Source organism: Planctellipticum variicoloris, from assembly GCF_030622045.1.
Lineage (GTDB): Bacteria > Planctomycetota > Planctomycetia > Planctomycetales > Planctomycetaceae > Planctellipticum > Planctellipticum variicoloris.
Genome location: NZ_CP130886.1, coordinates 42,285 through 59,226, shown reverse-complemented (window position 1 = coordinate 59,226; position 16,942 = coordinate 42,285). Strand labels below are relative to the sequence as shown.

General features: G+C 63.8%; 16 protein-coding genes. 6 read left to right on the top strand and 10 right to left on the bottom strand.

Features of this window, described 5'->3' with window-relative positions; translation table 11 throughout:
• Positions 1 to 36: 36 nt before the first annotated feature.
• The 3 genes from SH412_RS00235 to SH412_RS00225 all read right to left on the bottom strand — a co-directional run bounded on the left by SH412_RS00235 (position 37) and on the right by SH412_RS00225 (position 2,951).
• Entirely contained in the window at positions 37 to 306 is a 270-nt protein-coding gene (locus SH412_RS00235; RefSeq protein WP_336521489.1) for a hypothetical protein, read from the bottom strand.
• A gap of 60 nt (positions 307 to 366) precedes the next feature.
• The gene (gene tyrS / locus SH412_RS00230; protein WP_336521488.1) at positions 367 to 1,590 is read right to left on the bottom strand and encodes a tyrosine--tRNA ligase; all 1,224 of its coding nucleotides are present in this window, start codon (positions 1,588 to 1,590) and stop codon (positions 367 to 369) included.
• Positions 1,591 to 1,766: 176 nt separating this feature from the next.
• Positions 1,767 to 2,951 carry a 3-keto-disaccharide hydrolase gene (locus SH412_RS00225; protein ID WP_336521487.1) on the bottom strand — a complete coding sequence of 395 codons (1,185 nt, stop codon included), beginning with the start codon at positions 2,949 to 2,951 and terminating at the stop codon, positions 1,767 to 1,769.
• Positions 2,952 to 3,155: 204 nt separating this feature from the next.
• On the opposite strand from SH412_RS00225, the gene SH412_RS00220 reads away from it, so the two are divergent.
• The gene (locus SH412_RS00220) at positions 3,156 to 3,494 is read left to right on the top strand and encodes a hypothetical protein (protein WP_336521486.1); all 339 of its coding nucleotides are present in this window, start codon (positions 3,156 to 3,158) and stop codon (positions 3,492 to 3,494) included.
• Positions 3,495 to 3,520: 26 nt separating this feature from the next.
• Here SH412_RS00220 and SH412_RS00215 read toward each other — a convergent pair whose 3' ends face one another.
• From SH412_RS00215 to SH412_RS00195, 5 genes are all read right to left on the bottom strand, one after another.
• The gene (locus SH412_RS00215) at positions 3,521 to 4,735 is read right to left on the bottom strand and encodes an AAA family ATPase (protein WP_336521485.1); all 1,215 of its coding nucleotides are present in this window, start codon (positions 4,733 to 4,735) and stop codon (positions 3,521 to 3,523) included.
• A gap of 96 nt (positions 4,736 to 4,831) precedes the next feature.
• Positions 4,832 to 6,610 carry a type II and III secretion system protein family protein gene (locus SH412_RS00210; RefSeq protein WP_336521484.1) on the bottom strand — a complete coding sequence of 593 codons (1,779 nt, stop codon included), beginning with the start codon at positions 6,608 to 6,610 and terminating at the stop codon, positions 4,832 to 4,834.
• A gap of 38 nt (positions 6,611 to 6,648) precedes the next feature.
• Positions 6,649 to 7,806 carry a Flp pilus assembly protein CpaB gene (gene cpaB / locus SH412_RS00205; protein WP_336521483.1) on the bottom strand — a complete coding sequence of 386 codons (1,158 nt, stop codon included), beginning with the start codon at positions 7,804 to 7,806 and terminating at the stop codon, positions 6,649 to 6,651.
• Positions 7,807 to 8,106: 300 nt separating this feature from the next.
• Positions 8,107 to 8,658 carry an A24 family peptidase gene (locus tag SH412_RS00200; protein ID WP_336521482.1) on the bottom strand — a complete coding sequence of 184 codons (552 nt, stop codon included), beginning with the start codon at positions 8,656 to 8,658 and terminating at the stop codon, positions 8,107 to 8,109.
• A gap of 459 nt (positions 8,659 to 9,117) precedes the next feature.
• Complete coding sequence (locus tag SH412_RS00195; protein ID WP_336521481.1) at positions 9,118 to 9,318, bottom strand: Flp family type IVb pilin; 201 nt, start codon at positions 9,316 to 9,318, stop codon at positions 9,118 to 9,120.
• Between the two features lie 564 nt (positions 9,319 to 9,882).
• On the opposite strand from SH412_RS00195, the gene SH412_RS00190 reads away from it, so the two are divergent.
• The 3 genes from SH412_RS00190 to SH412_RS00180 all read left to right on the top strand — a co-directional run bounded on the left by SH412_RS00190 (position 9,883) and on the right by SH412_RS00180 (position 12,860).
• Entirely contained in the window at positions 9,883 to 10,209 is a 327-nt protein-coding gene (locus SH412_RS00190) for an STAS domain-containing protein (protein WP_336521480.1), read from the top strand.
• Between the two features lie 262 nt (positions 10,210 to 10,471).
• Positions 10,472 to 11,602 carry a serine hydrolase domain-containing protein gene (locus SH412_RS00185; RefSeq protein WP_336521479.1) on the top strand — a complete coding sequence of 377 codons (1,131 nt, stop codon included), beginning with the start codon at positions 10,472 to 10,474 and terminating at the stop codon, positions 11,600 to 11,602.
• A gap of 4 nt (positions 11,603 to 11,606) precedes the next feature.
• A complete protein-coding gene (locus SH412_RS00180; protein ID WP_336521478.1) occupies positions 11,607 to 12,860 on the top strand; it encodes an SGNH/GDSL hydrolase family protein in 1,254 nt (417 codons plus the stop codon).
• On the opposite strand, the gene SH412_RS00175 is transcribed toward SH412_RS00180, so the two are convergent.
• Positions 12,852 to 14,279, bottom strand: coding sequence for a TIGR01777 family oxidoreductase (locus SH412_RS00175; protein ID WP_336521477.1), 1,428 nt, complete (start codon positions 14,277 to 14,279; stop codon positions 12,852 to 12,854). The genes SH412_RS00180 and SH412_RS00175 overlap by 9 nt on opposite strands.
• Positions 14,280 to 14,327: 48 nt before the next feature.
• Positions 14,328 to 15,317, bottom strand: a complete 990-nt coding sequence (locus SH412_RS00170; RefSeq protein WP_336521476.1) for a sigma-70 family RNA polymerase sigma factor — start codon at positions 15,315 to 15,317, stop codon at positions 14,328 to 14,330.
• Positions 15,318 to 15,645: 328 nt separating this feature from the next.
• On the opposite strand from SH412_RS00170, the gene SH412_RS00165 reads away from it, so the two are divergent.
• The gene (locus tag SH412_RS00165; protein ID WP_336521475.1) at positions 15,646 to 16,461 is read left to right on the top strand and encodes a ParA family protein; all 816 of its coding nucleotides are present in this window, start codon (positions 15,646 to 15,648) and stop codon (positions 16,459 to 16,461) included.
• Positions 16,462 to 16,767: 306 nt separating this feature from the next.
• Positions 16,768 to 16,929 carry a hypothetical protein gene (locus tag SH412_RS00160; RefSeq protein ID WP_336521474.1) on the top strand — a complete coding sequence of 54 codons (162 nt, stop codon included), beginning with the start codon at positions 16,768 to 16,770 and terminating at the stop codon, positions 16,927 to 16,929.
• The last annotated feature ends 13 nt before the right edge of the window (positions 16,930 to 16,942 follow it).

Below are 16,942 nucleotides of genomic sequence, written 5' to 3'. Positions count from 1 at the left end.
GCACAGACATTCCTGTCTGTGCTGAAAACTTTTGAGTCAGATGGCATTGGAGCAAAGCGCGCCGTCGCTCAGGGAGTAAACGTCTTCGGCCAGATCATTCCAGAATTCGAAGGCTCCCCCGGTTTCGGCCAACCGCGCCCAGTCGGAGGGAGACTCTCCGAAGGCGGCCGCGGCCTGCTCCACCGTCATCCGGCCGCTGCGGACCAGTTCGAGAATCATCGACTGCAGCATCAATTGCCGCGCAAGGTCTTCCGATCCCGCCGCGGCAATCACTTCCGCGGGAACTTCAACGACAATGGCAGTCATGGACTCTTCTCCAGAACGGAACTCACGCGAGTTATTCTCACCCGCTGAACTGTCTCCCGTCTACGTCAGCTTCACCCTTCCCAGCCGCTTCTTCCCCGCCTTCACCAGCAGACCGTCTGCCACCGGAATCGGCTGATCGTGGGTCGTCATCGCCTGCTGATCCTCGCCGAAATACGCGCCTCCCTGAGCAATCAACCGGCGGGCATCGCTGGTCGACGCCACGAGCCCCGACAGCTTCAGCAGCACCGCCGCCGGCAGCATTCCGTCGCGCAACTCGCTGGCGGGTATCGCCAGTTCGGGAATCTCGTCGGGCAGCGCCCCGCCGCCGATCTCGCGCTGCCAGCGTTCGGCCGATTCTTTCGCCTCGCCGGCCGCGTGGTAGAAGCCGATCACCTCTTCGGCCAGACGGACTTTGGCAGCCTTGGGATGTCCGGCGAGAATCGCCTCCACGTCGCTCAGTGGCAGGCTGGTCAGCAGCTCGAAGTACATCCGCATCACCTCGTCGGGGAGCTGCATGAACTTCTTCATCATCTCGTACGGCGACTCGCTGATGCCGATGTAGTTCCCCAGGCTCTTCCCCATCCGCCGGACGCCGTCGAGACCCACCAGGATCGGCGACATCACGCCGATCTGCTGCGGCAAATTCTGATCCCGCTGCAAGTCCCGCGCGAGCATGAAGCTGTAGAGCTGCTCGGTCCCCCCCAGCTCGATGTCCGCCTTGATCACCACCGAGTCCCACGCCTGCATCACGGGATACAGGCACTCGTGCAGGAAGATCGGCGACTGAGCGGCGTAGCGCTTGGCGAAGTCGTCCCGCGTCAGAAGCTGCGCCACGGTCACTTTGCCGCAGAGCTGGATCACATCCGCAAACGACATCTTGCCGAACCAGTCGCCGTTGCGGTGGATCTCGGCCCGCGACAGGTCCACCACTTTGCCGACCTGCTGCAGGTAGTCTTGCGCATTTCGCTCGACGTCCTCGGCCGTCAGCTTCTTGCTGCGGGCGTGATCGCGACCGCTCGGATCGCCGACGAGAGCCGTGTAGTTCCCGATGATGATGACGGCCTGGTGTCCCAGTTCCTGAAACTGACGCATCTTGCGCAGCGGGACCGTGTGGCCCAGATGAACGTCGATCCCGGTCGGGTCGATCCCGTACTTGATCCGCAGCGGCTTCCCGGTCCGCCGGCTTTCGTCCAGCCGCTTCGCCAGTTCCTCTTCGGGAACGATCTTCTCCACGCCCCGGCGAATGATCGCCAGTTGCTCGTCGACAGCCGCAAACGTACTCATCTCGGTCCTGTTCACAAACACTGCGGACTCCCCGCAGTCGATCGAACACCTGTCACGACTCGACCCAAGGCTCCCGGCAGCCTAGCGAAGGACCCGGTATTGCTCAACCGGGTCGCATCCAGGCGGCCGGAACGGTCGCCTGGCGAACAACCCCGCCCGTCAGAGGCGGTCGACGCCTATTTGGTCGGGACCGGGAACTCGGCGGCGGGGCCGATTCGCAGGTTGCGGAACCGGACGACCGTGCTGTGGTTCTGCAGCCCCAGAAAGCCGTCCGTCTTCCGCAGCTTGATCAGCGGATGATCGTTCTCCGTCAGGTTCACGACGGTCAGGCCGTTATGCACGATGCTGTAGTGCTGGCCGCGACAGTTGATCTCCATCGTGTTCCACGCGCCCGGCTGGCGTGAGACGCGCGGGCTCGCCCCGGCGATGTCGTAAACCGATGCCGAATACTGATAATCCTTGAGCTTCGCGTGCTTCTCGGCGAAGTCGTCGAGGACCTGGACCTCGACGCCGGCGGGCGGCAAGGTCTCGTTCTCGCGATGATGGTTGCCGTCTTCAGGAACCCGGACGTAGATGCCGCTGTTCCCCTCGGGCGAAAGCTGGTAGTCGAATCGCAGGTTGAAGTCGCCATAGGAGGCGTCGGAGCGGAGCCAGGGCCCCTTCTGGCCGTTGCAGACGATGCACCCGTCGACGACGCTCCAGCAGTCGGCGGCGGCCCCCCCCACTGCGGTCCAGCCTGCCAGATCCTGCCCGTTGCAGAGCGGTTTGTAGCTCAGTTCTTTGACGGTGATGTTGCGCAGGAGGAACTGCCCCCCCTTGGGAACTTCGATCTGAAAGCCGATGAAGCCGTCGGCCGCCTGCAGTCCGCCGACCGACCAGGCAGGCTGGCCATTGATCTTCAGGGCAACGCGGTCTCCCTCGACGTGAATGTCAAAGGCATTCCAGTCTCCCTTGCGAACCAAGCCAGCGGACTCCGCTCCCTTGAGCTGGGCAAGATTGCCTTCTTTTCCGTCGAGCAGGTTGATCTGGTAGGACGGCTTCGGAAACGGTTTGCCTTCGCCCGCCGAGCGGATGTAGATTCCCGCGTCGTAACCGGCCGGCTGAAGCGACTTCCATTCGACGTGCAGATCGAAGTCGCGGTATTTGTGATGGCTGCGGAGCCAGCCGTCGCCGGCCTTGAGCCGGAGGCAGCCATCGACGACATCGGCTTCGCAGCCGTTCTCGACGACCCAGCCGTCCAGCGAGCGGCCATCGAACAGCGACCGCGGCGCCGTTTCATCGGCCCGCAGAGCCACGGGGATCGCCAATGCGGCGACGATCAAAACAGAGGCAAGGCGCGCGGCACGCGGACACGTCTTCATACTGGCGATTCTCCCGAAAGACTCCCTGTGCGACTTCGTGAAAAACCGCGCAGGGCGGCAACTTCGCGCAGACGCTGTCGGCGAACGAAGCCACACTATAGCAGCGGACAGGACGCGGGACAGCGGCTGACTTGCCGCGACCAGTCTCATTTTGCCGCGCGGGGCCGAGGGCGACGGGTGGATTCGCAAGCCCGGAGAGCGAACATGAGTCAGATCGGCAGCAGCGTGAATCAGGTTCCGCTGGCCGCGCCGGCGGCAGCCATCAGCGGGCAGCTCCGCTCTGCGGAAAGCAATCAGCGCCAGGCCGAAGCCGGCGACCGGAGCTTCCAGATCGACCGGGACAAGCAGCTCGACCAGACGGTCAACGACGTGGGCGATCCCGGCCAGGCCGACGATCGCGACGCCGACGGGCGGATGGCCTGGTCCGGCTCAAGCGGCGGCGCGGGGGAGACGGCAACGGGCGACGAATCCGGCAGGACGCCGCGACCGCGCGCGCCGGACCCGCTGGAGGAACGAGGTCTGCAGCTCGACGTCGAAGCCTGACCGTCCGCACTTCAGCGGCGGGGGGCTTACTTGCTGCCGGCGCTCAAGAAGCCGAACAGCCCCTTGCGACCCTTTTTGGGGTCCGCCTTGGGATCCGACAGCAGCGACTCATCGAGCCGCCCGGCGAGTTGCTGGATGGCGCGCGTCAGCTTGGATCTGGGCGCCTGCATGACGACGGGAACGCCGCTGTTGCGCGACTCGACCATCGCCGAGTATTCGTTCGGGATCTGTGCGAAGATCTCGTGCCCCAGCGTCTCGAAAGCCTTTGTGACGCTGATCTGGTTCTCTTCGAGCCCCAGGCGGTTGATGACGATCCTGACCTTTTCCGTCATCCCCTCGAAACGATGAAAGAACTGCAGCAGCCGGACGGCGTTCCGCAGCGAGGGGAGGTCCAGTTGCGTCACGAGCAGAATCGTATTGGAGGACTCCAGAGCGGCGACGTCCAGATCTCCATAGCTCTTGCCGATGTCGATCACCAGGTGCGAGAACGTGGACTTCAGCAAAGCGATCACGCGCCGCAGCTCGTCGGCGGACATCGGCAGCCGGATGTCCATATCGGCAGGCCGCGGCAGCAGGTACGCGCCGCAATCGTGTTTCGTCAGCGATCGCTTCAGCAGCGAGTAGTCCAGACGGGTGATATTGTCCGCGACGTCCTGAATCGTGTAGTCGGGAATGATGTCGAGCCAGACGTCGGTGTCGCCCAGCGCCAGATCGAGATCGATGATCGAAACGCTGTTCGACGCCCGCTGCGCGAGACAGCATCCGAGATTGATCGCCAGCGAGGTGCAGCCGACCCCGCCGCTCGCCCCGGCCAGCGCAATCACCTGGCTCGCGCGAACCTGTCCGTCGACGCTGGTTTTCCCGGTCAGAAGATGACGCAGTCGGTCCAGGGCCGACAGAAAGTCGTCGATCTTGAGCGGGGCGGCGAGGAACTCTTTCGCCCCGTTCCGCATCGCCTGCAGAATCAGGCTCCCTTCCGTCGAGCTGCTGACGACCAGCACCGAACAGTCCGGGGCGTCGGCATGAATCCGGCCAATCAGCTCGAGCCCCTTGGCCGGATTCGAATCGAGCACGACCAGGGCCAGATCCGGCTGCGCCTGCGCGACGACATCCGGAAAAAACTCGAATCGCTGGCAGTCGGCGACGAGCCAGACGACGTCGAGACCGAGCAGCATCGTCTTCAGCTCGTTGCGGCTGAAGTCGACCGGGTCCACGATCGCAACTCGAATCACATTCGACATGGTCTGCGTCACCTCACCCACCTGGGCGATTCTCTGCGGTCAAGGTGTCCGCTGGCCGACGTCCTCGCCGACCAGCGGACGAATTCTGAGTGCCGCCTAGCGGGCGGCCCCCGTCTGCTGGATCGTACCGGAAAGAGCCCGGTCCGACTCGGTTTCGAACGCGGCCGTCGAGACCCGTCCCGATCGCGTCGAAGCCTGTCGCGGGTTCGTTGGACTCCGTGTGGCAACCGATCGTTCGGGCGCCACCGCGGTCCAGTCACCCGACGGTCGCTTCGACACGCCGCGCGACGACAGCGGAATGATCGGACCGTCGTCCGCGGCGGGAGGGAGCGACCGGTTCGCCTCGGCCGGGGGCACGGCGGCGGGTGCGGCGGCCGGCGCCGGCTGAACCGGAGGAGCTGGCGGCAGACTGAGCTCGGGGCTCGGCGTCGGAGCAAACTGATACTGGACGTCCGGAGCCGGACAGTATTCCATGCCGTCGCCGGAGATCGGCACTTCCATGAGTCCCTGGCCGATGAGCTCGCGATCGGTCGGCGTATCGGTGCTCATGCCCGGCCCGATTGGCGGAACCTGATCGGACGGCATGGCCGCCGTATATTCGGGAGTGATCATGACCAGCAGCTCGGTTTCGGCCTGGTCGTAGCTGACCCGGCGGAAGGCGGCGCCGATTCCAGGCAGCTCGCCGAGAAACGGCACCTTGCTGGTGGTCGACGTGTTCCGCATGTAAATCAGGCCGCCGATGACAAGCGTCTCGCCGAAGTTCATTTCGGCCTGAGTCTCGACGGTCCGCTTGGTCAAGCCGGGCACGGTCGTCCCGTTCATGGTCACCGCGGTCGACAGATCTCGTTCGCTGACTTCCGCGACAATCGTCTGTTTCAGACGCGTCGGGCTGATCACGACGGGAAGTGATTCCAGCGAGACGCCGAACTCCTTCCACGAGATCGTCACGGTTCCCAGGCTCTGCGGAACTGGAATCGGAAACTCGCCGCCGTTGATCAGTCGGGCCGGTTCGCCGCTGCGGGTGACCAGCGTCGTCTCAGCCTGAATTTTCAGCAGCCCCTCCTTCTTCAGCGCCTCCAATAGCCCCTGGAACGTCGCCGAGTTCCCGGCGATGCCGAGCGCCATCGTCGCGTTCCGGAAGCTGCCGCTGGCCAGGTCGGCGCCGACCGGGCCGCCGAACGGCACCGTGATCGCGCTGAGGGAAGCGATGTTGCCCGGCGTGCTGCCGAAGCCCGCCTGCTGCCCCGAGATCGCGAAGTTAAACCCGAACTGGCGGATCTTGGAGCGCTGGCATTCCATCACCTTGACGCGGAGCTGGACTTCCTGCGGCCCGCCGAGCTTCATCTGATTGAGGACGTTCGGATGGTACAGGCGGGCGATGTCCACAATCTGCTGGATCTGCTGCGGTTCGGTCACCCAGCCCCGGAGCAGGACCGCTTCCGGACCGATTTTGGTCACCGTGACGACGGTCTCGGGGAACGATCGCTTGAGAACCGCCTGCAGCAGCCGGGCGTCGCCGGTCACGAACGTCTCGACATTCGAAATCGAGCCGTTCTCATCGGTGACCGACAGGGACGTGACCCCCTGCGTGAGTGCGTGCACCCGAATCAGATTGGAGGACAGCGCCGTAACGGAAACGACCTCCGGATCGAATCCGTCGACGCGCTGAACTTTCGTCCTGAACTGCAGGACTTTCGATGACTTTTCGGGAATCTCGACGTTCATGCGCGACGTGAGAATGGGAATCGCTTCCCCTTCGGCGGTACGAACCGGCTCGAGCTGCTGCGCATGCAGCCGCCCGAGTCCGGGTCCGCAGAAGATTCCCAGCGACATCAGGGCCGCGGCGACGTGACAAAACCAACTGGAGCGGGGCATCCGTGCACCTCTACTGCTGTGACCTTGGGACCGGGAGGTCACTCCGCCCGGATCTTCAGTGGCCCGCCCTCCTGCCGCACGCCAACCATGGCCGGCGCAGGAGTCAACAGACCCTTCATGAAACTTCTTGCGGCTTCAACGCTGGCCGGATCGATCGACGCCTGGCGATCCTCTTTCGAGGCCCCCTCCGTCTCAATCACCGGCAGCTCCACCTCCTGCACCTTCAGATCCGGCCCGCTGTAGATCTCAATCTTCCACATCTTCTTCTGCACCGGCGGCAGCGGCTGGCTGGCAGCACGCATCGCTGCGGAGGCAAACCGGTCCGCCAGATACATCCCGAAACTCGGCTTCTTCGGCCCTTCCTTGCGCGGTTCGACCGGCTCCGACGGCGGAACCTCCTCGACCGGCTTCACCGGTTCCGCCGCAACCTCCGCAACGGCGGGGGCCGGCTCGGGCTCCGTCATCTCTTCCGGTTCGTCAAAAATCGCCTGCGTATTGTTCAGGACGGAATCGTCCGCATCGTGAATCGCCACGTCCGCGTCGTCCAGCTTGCTCCGCAACGCCAGATGCAGCGGCCCCTTGCTCTCCGCGAGCTTCAGCAGATTCGCCTGCTCGGGCGTCACAACCAGCGACACGTTCTTCGCAATCGATTCCGCCTTCTCAATCCTCTCCGAACCCGCCACCGTCCGATCCATCGAATACACTTCGATGTACTTGAGGAACGTCTTCGTCCTCGAAACGGTCCCGACCTTCGGCTTGCTCACCTTATATGTCACCAGCAGGTCCACGCGATCCCCGGCCTTCATCAGCCCGCTGTGCGTCATCGTCGCATTCACCGCAACGGTCACCACGCGCATCCCCACCGGAATGGTGATCGTCGACCCGTAAATTCCCTTCTCCCCGAGCTGCTGCAACGCAATCGGCTGCCCCGCAAACGCCCGCGACTTCAGCGCCCGATCGTCAAATTCCTCCTTGCTCGTCACCGCCCCCGGCGGCACGGCCTCCTTCGGCAGGTTCTGAAACGCGACATTCGATTCGTCCAACCGCACGCCCGGATCGATGTCCGTCCGTGCGACGAGGATGGCGACCTGCTCGCCGTTGTTCTGATTTCCCGAAAGCATGCGCTGCACGCCGAGCATGGCCACCAGGCCGCAGCCGGCTGCAACCGCAAGCAGAATGATTGACTTCGATTTCATGGCGGGACTCTCCGCTGACGCCTGATTTCTCGTGGAATGGTTTTCGCGATGCCAACCCGATTTCGGCGGTGTTCGGCGGTCGAGAATCCAGCCCCGATGAGATTCAGACGAAGCAGGAGACAATCCCGTTCGCAGTCCTCTTCATCGGCCGGAATCCCGTCGACCCTTCAGCCTTTAACGCCTTTGCCGTCAATGCAGGTTGGACTGACCGCACGAATTCGCCCGCCCGAAGGTCGATAAAACCTCGTTCGGACTCTGCTCTGACTCAAGATCCCGAAGACAAGAGACGCGGCCCGCCTCTCAGATCAGCCCGGCATACGCGAAGTACCCGATCGAACCGATGCAGATCGGAATCCCGTACGGCAGCAGAGCCATCCGCGGCTTCCGCTCCGCGGCAATTTCTGCCAGCTTGCGCGGGTTCCGGATCATGACCCACTCGTTCCAGATCATCAGGAACTGGCCGTAGTGATGTCGCCACCGCCCGCTGGCAGCCACCATCACCACCGCCATCACGGCTCCGACCACCACCGACACCACGAACGCGTGCCAGGTAATCGCCGCTCCCAGCCACGCCCCCATGCCGGCCATCAGTTTCACGTCGCCGGCTCCCATCCCCCCCACCGCGTACAGCGGCAGCAGGCAGAGCAGCCCGACGCACATCCCCCAGGCGCTGGCGGACAGCCCGGCCCATCCCCCCGTGGCGATTCCGTAGACCAGGCCCGAGAGAACCATGGGAAACGTAATCCAGTTCGGCACGCGAAGCTGGCGGCCGTCGATCCAGGCGGCGACGATCAGTACGACCGCGACAAACTTGACGTGCCAGTTTTCCAGCAGGAACTGCTGCCATTCCATCGAAGAGACCTTTCGTGACAGTGAGGGGGGACTGAAGGCTGCTCGCGACCGACGACGCCGGTCGCCGAAATCGACTCCACCCGCGGACTCCGCCGCCGATGAAGCCGTCTCCAATTCAAACGAGACGCACAAACCGCCGACTCCGAATCACTTGCGGAGACGGCGGTCGATGCGTCCCTCAAACCGGTGACCGAACTACCGGAGACCGCCGAACAGGTTGACCCCGCAGGCGCCGACCGCCGCCAGCACCCCGAGACATTGTTCGAGATCCATCAGCGACAGCTCGATCCAGAACGGAAACATGGACTTTCCCAATACGGTAAAGCGTCAGACCGGCAGAAAAGAGGGCCGTTCGAACCAGCCACGGAAGCTGACGCGAACGGCCCTGATCGCCGGGGCGCGGACCGCCTGCAGTCGACATCGATCGCCTGCCGCGGTCCGTCCCGTCAGCACTTCGCCTTAGGTGGCAGGAGCAGCGGCGCCGCCACCCTTCAGGGCGTCGTTGACTTCGCCGAACTTGGTGTTGGCGCTGGTGCCGATGTTGCCGATGGCGGTGAGGCAGACGATGATGATCAGGGCGAGCATCACGGCATACTCAACCGCCGTCGGGCCGTCTTCCGAAACCAGGAACTTCTTGACGCTGTTCACAAACTTGGTCATGACAAAACCTCTCTCTGCGTTTTGCACCGGCTAGAGCCTTGCGGGCCTCCAGCTATTTCTCGAGGCGTCAAACGGTCGTAACACTACAGGCCGCCTGCCTCTGCACCCCATAAGTCGTTGCCCCGGAACACGCTGCGTCGCTAGAACGGTGAACGCTCAGGACGGAACCGTTCCGAAGACACGCAAACCTAGGTCACAGCGAGACCGTGTCAAATTGCAGCGATCAGGAAATTTGAGAATTGTGCAGAGACTGCCATGATTTTCTCCCACGACGACGGTCCACGTGAACATCCGCGTCCGCCACTTCACGCGGATTTCCCGTCCGCCTCTGTCGAGAGACTGAAGGAAGTGTCAGAATGTGTCGTGCATGGCCCGGTAGCAGTCCGCCGATCCGTCCCGGACTCGATCGCTGGCGTTACAGACGCTGTATCCTGGTCAAAGCGCATCCTCCGCCGCTCCCTTGCCAAGGCCACGTTTCAGAAATCGACAGCGAGCGGCGAGACCCGCGCGACGTCTCTCTGGCTGCTCGCTATTCCCTGTTCGCTACTCCCTGAAGGGTCCGCCATGAGCGATTCCGCAATGCTCGAGGTCTATGAGGCCGGTGAAATCACCGTGATCGGCTTCGGCGGCCGCGAAATCCTCGACCACCTCAACCTCGCCGACTGCCGCGACCAGATCGTGGCGCTGGTCAAGCAGCACGACTCGCGCGTCATGGCCTTCGACCTGACCGGCGTCAAACTTGTCCCGAGCGGAATGCTCGGCCTGCTCGCCTCGGTCAGCAAACTGGGCGTCGAGGTCCACCTCTACAACGCCTCCAACGACATCCGCGAAATCCTGGAGATCACCCACCTCGATCAGGTGATGCAGATCCATGACGTGCCGGTGGGGTGAGTCGGGCTTCGGGTATCGGGTATCGGGTATCGCAGAGAAGACGGAAGGGCGGCAATCCCCGATTCCGCGGGACCACCGCCGCCGAGTCGACCATCGACGCCTGACCCGTCTCTAAGCCGGCAGCGCTGTGAGAATGCACCCGTCAATGTCTCTGGCGATTCGCGATCAGCGATCAGCGATCAGCCCTCTTCATCTGGCCATTCGCTATTCCCTGTTCGCTACTCGCTCCCCCCTCGCTCCCAGGTCCAGCACGGAGAATTCCATGCCCCCAATGACCATCTCCGATTCCGGCTGGCGCCGCGTCAGCGAGTTTGCGGATCGCCTGATTCTGGAAGATCGCGTTCCGTCGCTGGCCGTCGTCGCCGGCGGACGCCACCGTCCGTGGCGGTCGCATTTCGCCGGTTTGCCGACGGAAGCGGGGACCGCGTCCGTTGGTCCGGACACCATCTTCCTGGTCGCTTCGATCACCAAGCCGCTCGTCGCAATGGCGGCCATGCAGCAGATCGAACGCGGCCGGCTGACGCTCGGGGACCGGATCACTGACTACCTGCCCGAATTCGGCCGGCACGGAAAATACGGCGTCGAAATCCGCCACCTCCTGACTCACACGTCCGGCCTCCCCGACATGCTCCCCGACAACCAGGAATTGCGCCAGCAGAACGCCCCCCTCTCCCGCTTCCTGCAGGGAGTCTGCGAATGCGAGTTGTCCTTTGCCCCCGGTCGCGGCGTGCAGTACCAGAGCATGGGCTTCGTCGTGCTGGCGGAAATTGTCAGCCGCCTCGCCGGCGCACCCTTGCCGGAACTGCTCGCCGAAGAGTTTTTCATTCCGCTGGGCATGTCGGCGACGGCGCTGGGCGGACCGGACGCCTGGTGGACCGGGACGCCGCCAGTGGTCGACCGGATCGCAGAGGTCCGGCTGCCGGAAGCCCAGGTGCATGGCCCCGACTGGAACTGGAACAGCCGCTACTGGCGACAGCTCGGGGCTCCCTGGGGCGGGTTGCTGACCACGGCCGGCGACCTGGCGGCCTACGCCCGCATGCTGCTCAACGGAGGCGTGACTCCGTCCGGCCGACGTCTGCTGTCTCAGGCGTCGCTGGCGGCCGCCACGACGAATCAGCTTGCCTGCATGAAAGATGTCCCCGAAGACGAGCGGCGCTGCCGCCCGTGGGGCCTCGGCTGGCGGCTGCACTGGCCGGCCCACAGCGCCAATTTCGGCGACCTGCTGGGACCGCGAACCTTCGGTCACTGGGGGGCGACCGGGACCGTCCTGTGGATGGATCCCGACGCCGAAGCCTTTGCCGTGATCCTGTCGACGCAGCCTCAGGAACCCGCCGGCGGCCAACTGGCCCGGCTGTCCAACCTGATTGCCGCGTCGTGGCGGCAGGCGGATTGATCCCATGTCTGATCCCTCGCTGCCGTCGGGGAATCGGCGCAGACACTGGTGGCCGAGGGCCGCCAGTGGCGCCCCGCCGGCGAAGACACGATCGCCCGCTCGACGACGATGGTGGATTCCGGCGGTTGCGCTCGGACTTGGACTGCTGCTCGGGCTGTTTGTCGCGGAAATAGCGCTGCGGCTGTTCGGCCTCGACTATCGTTCGCCCTACGTGTTCGACGAACAGATCGGCGCCGGTCTGTTGCCGGGATTCCGGTACACGCAGATCCAGGAGGGCCGGGCGGCGATCCGGATCAACAGCGCCGGGTTCCGTGATCGCGAGCACACGCGGCAGAAACCCGCAGGCGTGTTCCGCATCGCAGTCCTGGGAGACTCCTTCGCCGAGGCGCTGCAGGTCGACGAATCCCGGACATTCTGGTCGGTTCTCGAACGGGAGTTGCAGCGATGCCCCGCATTCACCGGTCAGACGGTCGAAGTCCTGAACTTCGGCGTTTCAGGGCTCGGAACCACGCAGGAACTGGAACTGCTCCGAAACCGTGTCTGGGCATACCAGCCAGATCTCGTGGTGCTCGCATTTCTGCCGGGAAATGACGTCCGCAATAATTCGCCGGCGCTCGAACCCGATCGCCGCAGACCCTTTTACCGCCTGGCCGGCGACCGGCTCGAATTGGACCTGTCATTTCTCGCAGACCCCGAAGTCGTCCGCATGCGGACTTCCACCTCCGTCTGGTTGAAAGACCTGCTCCGGCGGAACTCCCTGCTGATGGCGCTCGTTTATCACGCCCGCCATCGCGAATCGGCAGCCCCTGCCGCCGTGCAGAGCACGGAGGTCGGACTCGACGACCGGGTCTTTGCCCCGCCGCCCGACGACGACTGGCGCACGGCCTGGCAGGTGACCGAGCAGATCCTCTTGCAGATGGCCATCGAAGTTCGGCAACACGACGCCCGACTGGTGATCGCCGTGCTCAACAACGCCGTTCAAGTCGCTCCTGACCCCGCCGTCACGCAGGCTCTGGCCGATCGACTGCATGTCGTCGACCTCGACGAGCCCGATCGACGCCTGCAACAGTTCGGCGAACGAGCCGGAGTACCGGTCCTCCTGCTCACGCCCTCCATGCGCGAGATCGCCCGGCGCGAACAGGTCTTTTTTCACGGCTTCCTGAATACGGCCCTGGGAACCGGGCACTGGAACGAGAGGGGGCATCAGACGGCCGGAGAGATTCTCGCCCGCGAGCTCTGTCCGCCACTCTCACCGTGAACCGACTTCGCGCGTGTGCCTGCCCAGTACGTGCCGCAGCGCTCCGTCCAGGGCCGGATACCGGAACTGGTAGCCGGTCTGTTCCAGCCGGACCGGCATCACGCGGGCGCTCGCCAGCAACAGGTCGTTGGCCATCTCTCCCAGGGCCAGTTTTGCGGCAAAGCTCGGGACCGGGAGAATCGTCGGTCGATGCAGCACGCCCCCCAGTGTCTTCGTGAATTCGTAGTTCGTACACGGGCCGGGAGCAGTGGCATTGACCGGTCCCGCCAGCTCGTCGTGCTGGAGACAGTGGTAAATCGCCCCGACGAGGTCATCGAGCGCAATCCAGCTCCAGTATTGCCGCCCCGATCCGATCACGCCTCCCAGACCGAGCTGAAACGGGAGGAGCATTTTCTGCAGCGCTCCGCCCAGCGGGCTGAGCACCACGCCGATCCGCAGATTGACGACGCGAATTCCCGCGTCGCGCGCCGGCTGGCACGCGGCCTCCCACGCCTCGGAGAGTTCCGGCAGGAAACCCGCTCCGGGACCGGACTCTTCCGTGAGCGGCGATAGACCGCGGTCACCGTAATAGCCGATTGCCGACGCACAAACCAGCACCTTCGGCTTGCGCTGCAGCTTCGCCAGCGTCTCGCAGAGCACCCTTGTCGGGCCGACCCGGCTGTCGCGCAGCCGCTGCTTGACCTCCGGAGTCCACCGCGCCCCGGCGATATTCTCGCCAGCCAGGTGGACGACGGCGTCGATTCCTTCGAGCCGGGCGGCGTCGATCGTCCCGGCCGCCGGATCCCAGGAGATGTCGCTGGCCTGATCGGAACGGCTGCGGACCAGTCGGAAAACATCGTGGCCCTGTGTCGTGAGCAGCGGACTGAGAGATTTGCCGACCAGGCCGGTCGCCCCCGTGACGAGCACTTTCATGGCGGATTTGTCCCGATAGCTGGCCAGAAGCTGCAGATCCCCGGCGGTCACGTCATGGCGGTAGCGAAACGCACGATCGAGTTTCCGGCGGACAAATCGTCCCCCCAGCCATCGCCCAATGTTTCCCAGCGGTAGAACATACTCAATATGGTCGACGAGTTCGCTCCCTGAGGTCTGATCGGGACGGATCCGATGGGTGTGCTCGAACCGCCGGAACGGTCCGCCCGGGAGCTGGACATCCTGAAACTGATGCGGAGGTTGGTAGCCTTGATGCAAGGCGACCCACTCCTTCCGGAACGGTCCAATCCGGACGGCCACTTCAGCGCGGCCCCCATCCCGGATGCCCCCGGTCTGCGAGACGACTTCCACATTCTCCCACGGCGGATTCAGCCGCTGAAAGGCCCCCGGCCGTTCGTGCCACGCGAACAATTCCTCAGTCGACACCGGGACCGCCACAGTCCGTTCGAAGACTTCGGCGTTGTTCCCGGCTGATGCAGAGTGGCTCATGAGAAGTCGATTCCATAGATTTTGAGGGGCGCACCGCGGTGCTGGCGACTAAACGACCGGCTTCGCGAATCGATGGAGGATTTCTTCCGGATCCTCAATTCCAGCCACCCGCTGCTGCAGGGTGCTCAGCGCCTTGATCGCAATCTGACGCACGCGTTCTTTGCTGAGTCCGAACTGCTCGGACAGTTCCGCCAGGCTCTGTCCCTCCGGGTTTCCGTTCAGTCCGAATCGCGCCGCCAGGATCTGCCGTTCCCGCTCCGGCAATTGCGCCAGCATGCGACCGATCAGCGGTTCGCTGTCCGACTTTGGCGAACTTGCGTCGATCAGGTCCGTTCGCGGATCGGCGATCTGCGACAGCGAGATCTCGTCCTCCGTGACATTAAACTCGTGGGCATTCTTCCGCTTCTTCAGCGACCGCAGCATCTGATTCCGCACCGCCCAGGTGGCGTAGGTGCTGAACCGGTTGCCGAGCTGAATGTTGAACAGCTCCACCGCCCGGATCATCGGCAGCAGCCCTTCGCTGATCAGTTCCGAGAGCTGGTCCAGCGAACCGGCGAGTTTGCGGGCCACGGAAACAACCAGTCGCAGATTGGCCTGCACGATGCGATTCCGAAGTTCGTTGGCCTCGGCGAGGTCGGCTTCGATCTGCGCGACTTGCCGAGCCGATGGCCGGCGTGGTTTCAGACTTTGCTGCCCGACGGCGGCTCGAAAACGGAGGAAGTTCATCCGCGTAAAGAGAAATTTCTCTTCCGGACCGGTCAACGGCGACTCCGCTACCAGGCCGGAGACGAATGCAATTCCCGCAACCGGACTGGTGACCCGGCTCGAACCACTGCCTGCGTCGGGCTCCAGTGCCGCGATACGCGTCTCCGCGTCCGGGTGTCGGAACCACTCCTGATCCACATAGGCGATTTTCTGCTGCAGCAGGGTCTCCGCCCGCTGCCGAAGATCGGCCTCAACCGGAGTGTGGCCGACCGGGATCGCCACTAAATGATTGTGACGCTGAATGTTACGCGGAGCGAGGGAGGTTGCGACCATGCTGAACTTCCACACTGACGACAACGGAAGAGGATTTGATCTCCAAGAAAACCGTTCAATTCGATCACAATTAACTGAGAATCGTCGCCACCCGGAGAATTTATCGTAACCCATTTCCTGAAAACACGTTGCGATATTCGATAGGGCGACGATTTCTGAAATCGGCCGACAAGAATCGAGAATGAACTTTCCGGACGAACCTGCCGCAGCCGGTCTTCAAACGATTTCCGATCCGTCCTATACTTCCAATCCGCCGTCAGGCTGTGCTCAGGATGAGCCGTGCGCTGACGGCCAACACGTTCGCTCGGCCCGTCGGAAGGGACTCCGGATGCGCAGCATCGCCGTGATGAATCAGAAGGGTGGCGTCGGTAAGACCACCACCAGCGTCAACCTGGCCGCCGGGCTGGCTCGCGCCGGCCGAAGCGTCTGCCTGATCGATCTCGACCCGCAGGGGCATTCGTCGCTCCATCTGGGTGTCGAAGCCTTCGGCCAGACTCCGACGATTTACGATGTCTTCGCCGGCCGGAAGACGCTCGCCGAAGTTCGTCAACTGGCCCAGGATCGCCTGTGGGTCGCGCCGGCGGACCTCGACCTGGCCGCCACCGAACTCGAACTGGTCGACGCTGCCGACCGCGAAATCGTGCTGCGGAAGGCCCTCGAACAGATGTGCCAGCAGGCGCCGGTCGACTACGTCGTCTTCGACTGTCCCCCGTCGCTGGGCGTGCTGACGGTCAACGCGCTGACGGCCGCGAAAGAAGTCTTTATCCCGCTGCAGCCCCACTTTTTTGCCCTGCAGGGCCTGTCCAAGCTGTTCGAAACGACCGCGCTGGTGAAGCGCCGGCTGAACCGCGAACTTCGCGTGACCGGCATCGTGCTCTGTCTGTACGAGACCGGCACCCGGCTCGCCGCCGACATCACCGACGACCTGATGCGGTTCCTGGACCAGAGCGACCCGCTGGCGCCGTGGAAGCAGGCCCGCATTTTCAACAGCCGCGTCCGCCGGAACATCAAGCTCGCCGAGGCCCCCAGCTTCGGCCAGTCGATCTTCGAATACGCTCCCAAGAGCACGGGCGCGGTCGACTACGAAGCCCTGATCCAGGAAGTCATCGCCTCCGAAGTCGCCCCCTCCGCGGTCGCCGCTTAGGCGGAGCGCGCAGTCAGCCGCTGGTGGTCGAGATGCTGGCGATCCGGACGTCGAGAACGTTCCGCGTCTTAAGCCCCGAAGTGGGCGACGGTCTGTAGCCACGGGTAAAACGAAGTCCGTCCTCAGGCGGACGGAGTGCAACCCGTGGGAGACGACACACTCTTTGGTCGCGGATCCGAAAACAGCCTCTTCCCTCGCTCGGAAGCTCGCGGTAAACTTTCCAGGACGTCAAACGCTGGCGAACCGCCTGGTTTGTCCCGGTGTCAGTTCTTCCGGAAATGCTCATCCTCACCGCAGGAGCGAATCGTGGATCAGAAGCTGATCGCAGAGACCGTGGTCGAGCCAACCGTCGCTTCGCTGGAAGTCGTTCCGGCCATCGAAACGGTCCTGGAAACCATCCGCCTGGACGCCCTGCTCGACGCTCCGCAGTTTCTGGCGGACGCCGTCAACCAGCTCGGCGGTGAGTAGCCGACATCTCGAC